The following is a 12,509-nucleotide window of genomic DNA, read 5'->3' as shown; positions in this document are numbered from 1 at the left end:
GCGGCGCTCAGATCAGCAACTCGATCGAGTGATACAGGCGGCGCCGCTCCGGGTCCTGCGAGGCTTCCCCGGAGCGGATCGCCGTCTTGAGGCAATCGAGAAAGCATTCCGCGGCGGCCGAGAGCGGCACGCCGCGACGCGCGACCACGCTCACCACGGTGCGGTCCACTTCTTCCTGTAGCGACAGCGCGCGCAGATTCTCGCGCGCGATGCGCGTCTCCACCAGCGGCCACGGAAAAATGCTGGCCATGTCGGTGTGCATGATCAGCCCCATCGCGACGATGAACGAATGCGCGAGGTGCACCGTGCGCGGCAGCGGCAGACCGTGGCGGCGAAACACGTCGTCGGCGATCATTTCCTTGCTGGCCGGGTCCCAGTTGAGCAACCATTCGCAATCCTGAAGATCGCGCAATGAATGCGTTTCTTCCAGCGGATGACCCTTGCGCACGACCACGGCCGATTCGGTGGCGAAGATCGGCGTCTGCGTGAATTCCGTATGCAGCGAAGCCGGCCCGGGCTTGCCGAGCGAGAAGTCGAGTGAGCCGTCGCGCAGACGCGGCATCACGATATTGAGCAGCCCCTCGTAGAACTCCAGGTGCATGTCGGGCATGCGCGCGCGAAACAGCGTGACTGCGTCGGGCAGAAACGAGAGCGCGAGCCACGGCGTCACGCCAATCGCGAGCTTGCCGCCGCCGCGGCCGCGCCGCGCGTCGAGTTCGTCCTGGGCGCGCGACATCTGGTGCACGATCGCGCGGGCGTGCACGAGCAGCGCCTGGCCCGCCTCGGTGAAGGCGATGCCGCTCGCGTTGCGCGTCACCAGCGCGATCTGCTGCTCGGCTTCGAGTTCGCGCACGGCCTTGGTGGCCGCGGCGGGCGAAATGCCGAGCGCGCGCGCGGCCGCGCGGATGCTGCCGGTATCGGCCATGGCGACGAGCGCCCGGAACTGATGGAACTTCATGAGGGAAAACCCGAGTGCATACCTCTGGTTGGCGGGCCAACCATTGTAGGGCTGTCGGCGAAAAAGCGGCGTCATTATCCTGAGTCTCGAACCGTACCGAACCGTATCGATGCAGGAGACTCCGGATGAACACGATGGCGATCCCGCCCGAAATTGCCGCGATCGAAGCTGAAATGATCGCGCTGCGCCACGCCATTCACGCGCACCCCGAACTCGGCTACGAGGAGTTCGTGACGGGCGACCTGGTCGCGCAGCGGCTCGCCGAGTGGGGCTATGAGGTCCATCGCGGGCTGGGCGGCACGGGCGTGGTGGGCACGCTCAAGGCGGGCGACGGCACGCGCCGTCTGGGCCTGCGCGCCGACATGGACGCGCTGCCGATACACGAAGCCACGGGGCTCGATTACGCGAGCCGCATTCCGGGCAAGATGCACGCGTGCGGTCACGACGGCCACACCGCGATGCTGCTTGCGGCGGCCAGACATCTCGCGCAGTCGCGCAGTTTCAATGGCACGCTTCATCTGATCTTTCAACCGGCCGAGGAAGGCCTCGGTGGCGCGAAGCGCATGCTCGACGAAGGACTCTTCGAGCGCTTTCCGTGCGACGCCGTGTTCGCGATGCACAACATGCCGGGCTTTCCGACTGGCAAGCTGGGCTTTCGCGCGGGGCCGTTCATGGCGTCTTCGGATACCGTCGTGATCGACATCGACGGGCGCGGCGGCCACGGCGCGGTGCCGCATAAGGCCATCGATCCGGTGGTGGTGTGCGCGAACGTCGTGCTTGCGCTGCAGACCATCGTGTCGCGCAACGTGCCGCCGCTCGAGATGGCGATCGTCACGGTCGGCGCGATACATGCGGGCGACGCGCCCAACGTGATTCCGCAGACCGCGCAGATGAAACTCTCGGTGCGCGCGCTGCGTCCCGACGTGCGCGATCTGCTGGAGGAGCGCATTACGGCGCTCGTGCATGCGCAGGCGAGCGTGTATGGCGCGACGGCGCGCATCGATTATCAGCGTCGCTATCCGGTGCTCGTGAACGAGCCGGCCATGACTGCATTCGCGCAGGACGTGGCGCGCGACTGGCTCGGCGAAGGCGGTCTGATTCACGACATGGACCCGCTCACGGGTAGCGAGGACTTTGCGTTTCTGCTCGGACACTGCGCTGGCAGCTACCTGATCATTGGTAACGGCGACGGGGAGGGCGGCTGCATGGTTCACAACCCCGGCTACGATTTCAACGACGACTGCCTCGCGACGGGTGCGGCGTATTGGGTGAAATTGACCGAACGTTTCTTGCAGCCGTGATTACGAATAATTGATTCGGATAGCGAACGATTCAGCATTCGAGTGTGCCGCGCGCTCGGGTCGAGACAGAAGGAGACACACGATGAACGCCACTTCGCTGCACAGCGACTCCGGTGCGCCGCCGCATGCGCATTCTCGCGCCACGCGTGCGAAGGCTATTGCCGCGATCACGCTTGGCAACGGCCTCGAGTTTTTCGACTTCACGGTGTACAGCTTTTTCGCCTCGACCATCGGCGCTCTGTATTTTCCGGTGCACGGCGCGTTGAATCAATTGATGCTGGCCGTCGGCAGTTTCGGCGTGGGTTTCATCGTGCGTCCGCTGGGTGGCGTCTTCATCGGTGCGTTTGCCGATCGCGCGGGCCGTAAAGCAGCGATGACGCTTACGCTCTGGCTGATGGCGCTTGGCTCGGCGCTCATCGCCTTCGCGCCCACGTATGCGCAGATCGGGCTGCTCGCGCCCGCGCTTATCTTGCTCGCGCGTCTGATTCAGGGCTTTGCGGTGGGCGGCGAAGTGGGCGCGTCCACCTCGCTCCTGCTCGAATACGCCGACGACCGCACACGTGGATTCTACGGCAGCTGGCAGTTCGTGAGTCAGGGGCTCAACGCCGTATGCGGCGCGCTGATCGGCGTCGCGCTTTCGACAGCACTCACGCCTTCGGCACTCGAAAGCTGGGGCTGGCGCGTGCCGTTCGTGCTTGGCATGCTGGTCGCGCCGGTGGGCGTGTATATTCGCCGCCATCTCGACGAAACCCTCGTTCACGCGCAACCCGCGGAAGGCACCGCCGCCGAGGACGTCGCGCGTCCGTTGCGCGAGATTTTCACGCGTCATCGCGTGGCGCTCGTCGCGGGCGTGGTCACGACGATAGGCGGTACGGCGGCCAACTACATCGTGTTGTTCTACATGTCGACGTACGCGATCCGGATTCTCGGCCTGCCGGTTTCAGTCGGCATGAGCGCCGCGCTCGTGGCCGCGCTCGTGACGGCGGTCTGCTCGCCGTTCGCGGGCTGGCTCTCCGACCGGGTGGGGCGCAAGTGGGTCTTCGGCGTCTCGCGCGTGCTGCTGATCGCCGCGATCTATCCCGCGTTCATGCTGATCCACGCGATGCCGACCGTCGGCATGGTGCTGGCCGTTGTGGCCGTGCTGGGCGCACTCGTCGCGTTCACGGCGGTGCCGAATATCGTCATGCTGCCCGAGTTGTTTCCGCAATCGATTCGCGTGACGGGCATGTCGATCGTGTACTGCGTGGGTGTGTCGATATTTGGTGGCTTTGCGCAATTCTTCGCAACGTGGCTCATCAAGCTGCTCGGCAATCCGCTTGCGCCCGCGTGGTATCTGATTGGCTGCGGGGCGGTTTCGTTGCTGGCATTGCCGTTGATTCGCGAACCGGCGGGCCGTCCGCTCGATTGACATGTGCCCGTATTGCCGTGCGCTATACGCTTTTGGCGCACGTTGCCCCTTTTTTGACGCGATTTTTGCGCGCGTCTTTCTAGAATCGAGCCATGTTCAACAACACGCGCGCCGCGCAATCCGGCGGCGCGCGACCGCACGACATGGCATCGCTCCTTCCGCATCGTCTCGCTTTAACTTCGTCACATAAACCGAAGGCGCGCGGCGCGCGCTTTGATGCCTCGTACGCGACGCAGCGCGCCGCGCGCGTGCAGATGATCGTACGCGTCGCACCACCCGATGCGCAACTCGCGCGCCGGCTGCTGCACGGCATGCTCGGCGATGCACTGGGCGTGCATACCATCGACATCGACCGGCGCAGCGAACTCGCCTGTCTGCATGTCGCGCTCGAACGCAGCCGCGTGCCGGATGCCATGGCTCTGCTGATCCGTATGTTGCCAGGCGCGGAATTCGGCGCAATCAGGCAATTGGAACGCGATCGTTGAAACGCACTGCAACGCATTGAAGCGTTTGCTGAGTCGTTACTTGAATCGCACATGTTTGCAATCCCCCGATTTCATTTCTACCGATGCAATGCAGTTGGCGATTATTTCGCCATGCGTATCAAACTCACGAGAATGGCAAACATCAACGTGCCCCTACGGGAAACGCAGTAATATCTGCTCCGAGCTTCAAGGCGGCGCAGCACGTCCGGCATAACCGGACTCGCCTCGGGTTCGTCGGTCCAGCGTAGATCGTCGACAACGGAGAGAACAGCATGTTATGCGGAATCCGGCTTGCCCGTTTGTGCCTGTCGTTGGGATTGCTGCTTGGAGTTGCTGCGTGCCATGAGAAGACGCCCGTTGCGTCGGCGCCGCCGCCTGCCAATGTCGATGTAATCGACGTCGCGTTGCGCGATGTGCCCGTGGTATTCGATTACGTCGCGCAGACGGAAAGCTCGCAGCAGGTCGAAATTCGCGCGCGCGTGAATGGCTTTCTGGAAAAGCGCGTGTATCAGGAAGGTGCGCTGGTTCATCAGGGCGACGTGATGTTCGTGATGGACCGCAAGCCGTTCGAGGCTGCGCTCGACGCGGCGCGCGCCGAATATGCGCAGCAGAAGGCGCGGCTCGATACGGCGCAGGCCAACCTGAATCGCGTGCGTCCGCTCGTTGCCAAGAACGCCTTGAGCCAGAAAGACCTCGACGACTCAGTCGGTCAGCAGCAAGCCGCGGCCGCTGCGCTCGAACAGGCGCGTGCCAATGTCACGAGCGCGAGCCTCAATCTCGGCTATACGACCATCACCGCGCCGGTGACCGGCTTGTCGAGTTTCGCCAAGAAGCAGGACGGCTCGTATATCGACGCCACCAATAGCCTGCTCACTTATGTCGCCAAACTCGATCCCATGTGGATCAACTTCTCGTTGTCCGAGAACGAGATGCTGGATCTGCGCACGCAGATCAACAGCGGCGCGCTCAAGTTTCCGCAGCTTGGCAAACTCGAAGCGGTCATCGTGCTTGCGGACGGCAGTGTGTATCCGTATCGCGGCCGCATTGCCTTTACCGATGCGTCGCTGAGCACGGAAACCGGCACGTATCTGATTCGTGCCGAAGTGCCGAATCCGACTGGCGCGTTGCGTCCGGGCCAATTCGTGCGAATCAAGTTGCTCGGCGCGGATCGCGCGAGCGCGGTGGCGGTGCCGCAGGACGCGGTAATGCAGGGGCCGCGCGGCGCCTATGTCTGGACTGTCGACAAGGATGGCAAGGCGCAGCAGCGCTCGGTGGAAACGGGCGAGTGGAATGGCAACGACTGGGTCATTCGTTCCGGGCTGCACGCGGGGGACCGCGTTGTGGTCGACAATACTTTGCGGCTGATGCCGGGCGCTGTCGTAAAAGCAAACGTGGTCGCAACACCGCCGGCCAGCGTGAAAATCCCCGGCGCGGATACCGCCAATGCGCAAGTCGCGAATCCTGACGAATCAGCGAAGCAGGCTGCTCCGCAAAACGGCGCGAGCGCTTCCAGTGCGAAAAGCGCAGCCCCGGCGACGTCGACCGAAGCGAATGCCGCTGCACTGACCCGGCTTTATTTCGAAGTCGGGAGCGCCAGCCTCGACGCTCAATCGGCCAGTGCGCTGGCCGCTGTCGCGCAGCGTCTCGTGAGTGCGCCGGACACGCACGTGGTGATCTCCGGCTACACCGATTCAAGCGGCTCGTATGCCGCGAACGAACGTCTGGCCGCCTCGCGTGCGGCGACCGTGCGGGCGGCGCTGATCGTGGCGGGCGTGCAGAATGCGCGCATCGACATGCGCAAACCCGCGCGTATCGTCGCCACCGATCCTCCCGACAAGTCGCGCCGCGTGGATGTCACGCTCTCGCCCACCGCAGGGGGGTGAGCGATGAAGTTATCCCACTTCTTTATCGACCGGCCCATTTTCGCGTCGGTGCTCTCGATTATTCTCGTGGTGGCGGGCCTGGTGTCGATGTTCAATCTGCCGATTGCGCAGTTTCCCGACATCGCGCCGCCCACGATCACCGTGAGCGCCACGTATCCGGGCGCGAGTGCCGACATCGTCGCGCAGAATGTGGCCGCGCCCATCGAGCAGCAGGTGAATGGCGCCGACAACATGATGTATATGAGTTCGTCGAGTTCGTCGACGGGCAATATGACGCTCACGGTGTATTTCAATATCGGCACCGATCCGTCGCTCGCGCAGGTGGACGTGCAGAACCGCGTGAATCTCGCGCTGCCCACGCTGCCCGATGCGGTGACGGCGCAAGGCGTCTCGGTGCAAAAGCGCTCGTCGGCGTTCATGATGGTGATCGCGATCTATTCACCCGACAACGCTTATGACCAGGCGTATGTGGCGAATTACGCGAACGTGTATGTGCTCGACGCGCTCAAGCGTATTCCGGGCGCGAATCAGGCGTCGATTTTCGGTTCCGCCGACTACGCGATGCGCATCTGGCTCAAACCTGATCGCATGGCGAAACTGGGCATCACAGTCGCCGACGTGCAGAACGCCGTCAGCGCGCAGAATCAGCAGTTTTCCGCGGGACGATTAGGCCAGTCGCCCACCGACGCGCCCGTGCAGCAGACGTTTCCGGTGGCGACCAAAGGGCGTCTGACCGAGCCGGTCGATTTCGACAACATCATTTTGCGCGCGGGGTCTGGCGACGCCGCCATCGTGCGCATCAAGGATATCGGTCACGCGGAACTCGGTGCGAAGGATTATTCATTGCGCGGCCGTTATAACGGCAAAACGGCGACGCTGATCGCGGTCTATCAGCAGCCGGGCGCGAACGCGCTGCAAGTGGCCAAGCAGGTGCGTGCGACGCTGGAGCAATTAAAGAAGAATTTCCCGCCCGGCCTGAAATACGAAGTGGCGCTCGACACCACCGAATTCGTGCGCGAGTCGATCGGCGAAGTGGTGCACACCCTGCGCGACGCCGTGATACTCGTGATTCTGGTGGTCTACATCTTCCTGCAGAGTTTTCGCGCGACACTCGTGCCAATTCTCGCGGTGCCGGTGTCGATTATCGGGGCGTTCATCGGCATGGAGGCATTCGGCTTTTCGATCAATATGCTCACCTTGTTCGGCATGGTGCTGGCCATCGGCATTGTGGTGGACGACGCGATCGTCGTGATTGAAAACGTCGAGCGCAATATGAGCGAATTCAAATTGCCGCCGAAAGAGGCGGCCAAACGCGCGATGGACGAAGTGAGCGGGCCGGTGGTGGCCATCGTGCTCGTGCTGCTTGCGGTGTTTATTCCTGTGGCGTTTCTTTCCGGTATCACGGGCCAGCTTTATAAACAGTTCGCGGTGACGATTGCGGTGTCGGTGGTGTTGTCGGGCGTGGTCGCGCTGACGCTGTCGCCCGCACTGGCCGCCATTCTGCTCAAGCCGGGCGAGCAGAAGAAGAACCGCTTTTTCCGCTGGTTCAACGACAGATTCGACCGGCTCACCAACGGCTATGGCAGTTGGGTGCAGACTGCGATTCGCCGCGTGCTGCTGTCGATCGGATTGATCGTCGTGATGCTGATCGCCACGGGTGGTCTCTTCAAAACCATTCCGTCGTCGTTTTTGCCGGTGGAGGACCAAGGCTATCTGCTCGGCGCCGTCGTGTTGCCCGACGCCGCCAGTCTCGACCGCACCGGAGAATTGTCGAAGAAGGCGGAAGACTGGTTCGCAAAGCAACCCGCCGTGAGTTCGGTGGCGGCGCCTATCGGCTATAGCTTGATCGACTCGCAATATAAATCGAATGCGGGCACGCTGTTCATCACGCTCAAGGGCTTCAAGGAGCGCGGCGCAAACGGCACGGCGCAGGATCTGATTCGCGCGGCGACGAAAGTGTTTTCGGGCTTCAAGGACGGTGCGGTGGTGCCGCTCAATCCACCTTCGATTCCGGGCCTCGGCACCACGGGCGGATTCGAATTCTGGCTGCAGAGCACAGGCGACGGCAGTTATCAGCAACTCGAGGAAAAGGTGCGCCAGTTCATTGCCAAGGCGCGCCAGAATCCCGCGTTACGCAGCGTGAATTCGACCATCAATACCAATTCGCGGCAATTGCTGGTGGAAGTCGACCGCGAGCGCGCGGAAACACTCGGCGTGCCGATTCAGGATGTGTATTCCGCGTTGCAGACGATGTTCGGGTCGTCGTATGTGAGCCAGTTTCCAAAGGGTAGCCGTCTGTTTCAGGTGATCGTGCAGGCGGAGCCGCAATACCGCACGCGTCCGGAAGATATTCAGCAGCTTTACGTGCGCAATACGAGCGGGCAGATGGTGCCGATCAAGGCGCTGGCCACGGTCCGTTTCGTGCCGGGAGCGGATATCGTGAATCGTTTCAATAATTTCCCGGCGGCCAAGCTGACCGGCGATGCCGCGCCCGGTCACAGTTCCGGCGAAGCGATTGCGGCAATGGAAGAGATCGCGCGCGAAACGCTCGGCGACGGCTACAACTACGAATGGAGCGGCCAGGCCTACGAAGAAAAGCAGGCGGGCTCGACGGCGGCGCTCGTGTTTGCCTTCGCGTTGCTGATGGTGTTCCTGATTCTCGCGGCGCAATACGAAAAATGGTCGCTGCCGATCGGCGTGCTGCTCGCCGTGCCCTTTGCGTTGTTTGGCGCGCTGGTGGGCATTTTCATACGCGGTATGGAAAACGACGTGTATTTCCAGATTGGTTTGACGGTGCTGATTGCGCTGGCCGCGAAGAACGCAATTCTTATTTTCGAATTCGCGGTGGAAATGCGCGAGAAAGAAGGGCTGTCGCCGTATGACGCCGCGTTGCGCGCCGCGAAATTGCGGCTGCGTCCGATCATTATGACGTCGCTCGCGTTCATTCTCGGTTGCGTGCCGCTTGCGATCGCCAGCGGCGCGTCGGCGGCGAGCCGGCGCTCGCTGGGCACCGGCGTGATTTTCGGCATGCTCGGCGCGACGGTGATCGCACTGTTCTTCATCCCGATGTTCTTCTGGGGCCTCGAAACGCTGTCGTCGCGCAAGACGCCGAAGCCCGAGCCGAACCTGCCGCCGCCGTCGGCGCCGCCCGCGCAGGAGGGTTGAAGCCATGACGCCGATACTCCAGCGCGCCATGTTACGCACCGCACCGTTCGCGCTTGCGGCCTGTTTTGCGGCCTGTCTCGCGGCCTGCGCCGTGGGGCCCGACTATCATCGGCCGACGGTGGAATCGCCGTCGTCCTATCGTTTTGCCGCGCCCGGCGCGGAAGTGGTCGATCCGTCGCTCGACTGGTGGACGCAATTCAACGATCCGGTACTCGACGATCTGATTGCGAAAGCGCTCGCGCAAAACAAGGATTTGCGCATCGCCGCCGCGCGTATCGAAGAATATTACGGTCGCTACGTGGTGACGCGCGCGGGCCTGTTTCCGCAAATCGGCGCGAATTTCGGCGCGTCGCGCAGCCGTGGCGTGCCCGCGCCCGGCTATCCACCCGTAGTGGGCAATCAGGTGCAGCTCGAAGGCGTGGCGTCGTGGGAACTCGATCTGTTCGGGCGTCTGCGGCGTTTAACCGAAGCCGCGCGCGCCGATTATCTCGGCACGCAATCGGCGCAACAGGCCACGCGGATTGCGCTGATTGCCAATGTGGCGTCGAGTTATCTGCAATTGCGCGATTACGACAATCAACTGACGATTGCGCAAGAGACGCTCAAGAGCCGCCAGGGCGCGCTCGATCTGTTTAACGAGCGTTTTGCGGGCGGCGTGGTGTCGAAATTGCAATTGAGTCAGGCGCGTTCGGAATATGAATCCGCGCAGGCGTCGGTGTATTCAATCGAGCAGCAGATCGCGCAACAGGAAACGGCAATTTCGCTGTTACTCGGTCAGAATCCGGGGCCGATTCCGCGCGGCAAATCGATTACCGAATTGACCGCGCCGGCCATTCCCGAGGGTCTGCCTTCGTCGTTGATCGAGCGCCGCCCCGATATTCTCCAGGCCGAGCAGGCGCTCGTTTCCGCCAACGCATCGATCGGCGCGGCGCGCGCGCAATATTTTCCGCAGATTTCGCTCACGGGTTTATTCGGTGCGGCCAGCACGGCGCTCTCGGGCTTATGGACGGGACCGGCGCGCATCTGGTCGTTCGCGGGGTCGGTGACGCAGCCGATTTTCGAGGGCGGCGCGATTGCGGGCTCGGTGCATCAGGCAGAAGCGGTGCAACAGGAAGCGTTGCTGAGTTACGAGCAGACGATCCAGCAGGCATTCGCCGACGTGGAGAATGCGCTCGTCGGCGTGGCGCGCACGCGCGATCAGCTCGACGCCACGACGCGTCAGGTGGAAGCGCTCACGCAATATGCGGCGCTGTCGCGCGATCTTTACGAAGGCGGTTATACGAGTTATCTGGAAGTGCTCGATGCGGAACGCAGTTTATTCAGCGCGCAATTACAGCAATCGTCTCTACAGGATCAGCAGCTCGCGCAGATCGTGAGCCTCTATAAAGCGCTTGGTTATGGCTGGACGCCGTCGGCGGGCGAGAAAGGGGTGGACGGTACGACGAAAGCCGCTCCGCAGTCGTGAATGGCGGAGCGGTCGCTGAAAAAATGAGTGTGAATGCGCGCTACATTCAAGGCGATTCCGCTAGCAGATAGCGCAGCGACTGAGGTTCGGCGCGCGTCGCTTTCGCCACGTGCAGCGATTTGCGGTCGGTCTTCGGCGCGATTTTCTGCACCTGTTTGCCGCTATTCATGCCGGTCATTGGCGCGTTGCGCTGCGCAAATGCCGCGGTGCTCGCCGCCGACGCGCACGCGCACAGAACCATGGCCACGACGGTGCCGGCAACTGGAGAAGGGATCATCGGAACGCTCCCGCAGCGGCGCGAGGCCGCGAATGCGCGGACGGGGCCCGCGCTGCGTTCCTGAGTATGGTCGGGCGTCGCGCGCGCCGCCTCCATCGTCTGATGGAGAAAGATGCGGGGCGCGTGATGAAGCGAAGCGGCTAGTCAGCGGCGCGGCGGTCGGAGAGCGCGAGCTCGCAGTCCTTGAGCACCTGCAGAACCAGCTTCGCCTGGTAATTGAGGTCGTCGGTGTCGAGTATTTCCTCGACGGCGTCGCGCGCCCAGGTCGCGTCGACGAACCATGCGTGCTGCTTGGCGATTTCCTGTGCGATGGCGGTGAGCCGCGCGATGGCGAGCCAGTCGGCTTCGCGCGCGTGGCGATCGAGCCACTTGTGGGCCGCCTGCACGTGAAAAGCCGCGTTCGGCCAGGATTCGTTGAGGTAGTAGGCCCCGAGGCTCCCGCACGTGAGCCAGCAGAGCAATTCCACGCGGTCGCGCGGGCTTAGATGGTGGCGTACATCACTCATGGCGACGCTCGCGAAGGTGACGAAGTTCGATTGACGGGCACATGCACGTTACGACTCCAGTGCCAAAACAATATCACGTAAACGCGCTGGAGCAACACACGTGCCGCTTTACGCGGGCTACAGGCGTAGCGTCGCCTGGAGGACCTCGTATGCAAACCAGGAGTGACACCAGGGCTGTGTGCGCCAGCGCGCCAATCGGCATGGGGTGCAGCGGTCCCGAGCATGCGTGGCGCATTCGTGCCGGACGGTCGGATCGCGCCAGATTCGATCTGTCGATGAAGTTGCGATTCGAGCCCTTAAATCGCGGCGTAAAACGACGTCGCGTTAAACGGTTCTGCCGCTCGCGCGTGCGAGCCAGGCGGCGGCGTCGGATGCGCCCATGCCGTTCGCGACGTCGAATGCGGTATTGCCCGCGCCGTCCTGCGCGGACGGATTGGCGCCGCGCGCGATCAGCATTTCGACGATGTCCACGCGGTTGAACATGGCCGCGATCATCAGCGCGGTGCGGCCGTCGGGCGACGCGCCTTCCACGTCGGCGCCATTGTCGAGCAGCGCGGCGATCACGTCGGTGTAGCCCTTGAATGCGGCGCCCGCGAGCGGCGTCTGGCCGTTGTCGTTGCGCAGGTCGGGATCGGCGCCGCGTTGCACCAGCGCGCGCACGGCGTTGGCGTGGCCGTGGTAGCTCGCGAGCATCACGAGGCTGTCGCCTTTATCGTTGCGCAGATTGGGCGGCAGGCCCTGATCGATGAGCGAGGCGAGCGTGGCGGCTTCGCCACGGCGCGCGGTGTCGAAGACTTCACGCGCGAAATCGAGCAGACGTGGATCGAGATCGTCGGCGGAGGGGTTGGCGGTCACGGCGGGCTCCTTCGGTTCGGTCGGTGGCGAAGCCCGCGCGCTGCCGGGCGAGCCTCATTGTCGCCGATTCGCGCGCGGGGTGCGCAAACTACGAAAGTGCACAATGCCGCACGAAAAAACGGCGCCGCGCCGGGCCGCGCGAGAAACACACGCGGCAGGCGCGGCGCCGTTGCGCCGCCGAAGCGGGGAATGCTGTGTCGCCGGTG

Annotated in this window: 10 protein-coding genes; 6 read left to right on the top strand and 4 right to left on the bottom strand. The window is 63.2% G+C overall.

Features of this window, described 5'->3' with window-relative positions; genetic code table 11:
- Positions 1-7 precede the first annotated feature (7 nt).
- Positions 8-958 carry a LysR substrate-binding domain-containing protein gene (locus tag SB764_RS24300; protein ID WP_410865188.1) on the bottom strand — a complete coding sequence of 317 codons (951 nt, stop codon included), beginning with the start codon at positions 956-958 and terminating at the stop codon, positions 8-10.
- A 125-nt stretch (positions 959-1,083) separates the two neighbouring features.
- On the opposite strand from SB764_RS24300, the gene SB764_RS24295 reads away from it, so the two are divergent.
- From SB764_RS24295 to SB764_RS24270, 6 genes are all read left to right on the top strand, one after another.
- Positions 1,084-2,259 carry a M20 aminoacylase family protein gene (locus SB764_RS24295; protein ID WP_321869648.1) on the top strand — a complete coding sequence of 392 codons (1,176 nt, stop codon included), beginning with the start codon at positions 1,084-1,086 and terminating at the stop codon, positions 2,257-2,259.
- 82 nt (positions 2,260-2,341) lie between these two features.
- A complete protein-coding gene (locus SB764_RS24290) occupies positions 2,342-3,667 on the top strand; it encodes an MFS transporter (protein WP_410865186.1) in 1,326 nt (441 codons plus the stop codon).
- A 143-nt stretch (positions 3,668-3,810) separates the two neighbouring features.
- A complete protein-coding gene (locus SB764_RS24285) occupies positions 3,811-4,152 on the top strand; it encodes a hypothetical protein (RefSeq protein WP_146230052.1) in 342 nt (113 codons plus the stop codon).
- A 272-nt stretch (positions 4,153-4,424) separates the two neighbouring features.
- On the top strand, positions 4,425-6,035 hold the full coding sequence (locus SB764_RS24280) for an efflux RND transporter periplasmic adaptor subunit (RefSeq protein WP_176081192.1): 1,611 nt from the start codon (positions 4,425-4,427) through the stop codon (positions 6,033-6,035).
- A 3-nt stretch (positions 6,036-6,038) separates the two neighbouring features.
- Entirely contained in the window at positions 6,039-9,200 is a 3,162-nt protein-coding gene (locus SB764_RS24275; protein WP_321869652.1) for a multidrug efflux RND transporter permease subunit, read from the top strand.
- A gap of 4 nt (positions 9,201-9,204) precedes the next feature.
- Complete coding sequence (locus SB764_RS24270) at positions 9,205-10,665, top strand: efflux transporter outer membrane subunit (protein WP_410865183.1); 1,461 nt, start codon at positions 9,205-9,207, stop codon at positions 10,663-10,665.
- A gap of 46 nt (positions 10,666-10,711) precedes the next feature.
- Here the strand turns inward: SB764_RS24270 and SB764_RS24265 are convergent, their stop codons facing one another.
- The 3 genes from SB764_RS24265 to SB764_RS24255 all read right to left on the bottom strand — a co-directional run bounded on the left by SB764_RS24265 (position 10,712) and on the right by SB764_RS24255 (position 12,303).
- Positions 10,712-11,038, bottom strand: a complete 327-nt coding sequence (locus tag SB764_RS24265) for a hypothetical protein (protein ID WP_110328604.1) — start codon at positions 11,036-11,038, stop codon at positions 10,712-10,714.
- 44 nt (positions 11,039-11,082) lie between these two features.
- Positions 11,083-11,448 (bottom strand): hypothetical protein, encoded by a 366-nt coding sequence (locus SB764_RS24260; protein ID WP_065065911.1) that lies wholly within the window; start codon positions 11,446-11,448, stop codon positions 11,083-11,085.
- A 324-nt stretch (positions 11,449-11,772) separates the two neighbouring features.
- Positions 11,773-12,303, bottom strand: coding sequence for an ankyrin repeat domain-containing protein (locus tag SB764_RS24255; RefSeq protein WP_410865181.1), 531 nt, complete (start codon positions 12,301-12,303; stop codon positions 11,773-11,775).
- Positions 12,304-12,509 lie beyond the last annotated feature (206 nt).

The sequence above is a fragment of the Paraburkholderia sp. SIMBA_027 genome (assembly GCF_046535315.1).
GTDB lineage: Bacteria > Pseudomonadota > Gammaproteobacteria > Burkholderiales > Burkholderiaceae > Paraburkholderia > Paraburkholderia tropica.
The sequence above is the reverse complement of the archived record's forward strand: the minus strand, read 5'-3'. Positions and strand labels throughout refer to the sequence as shown.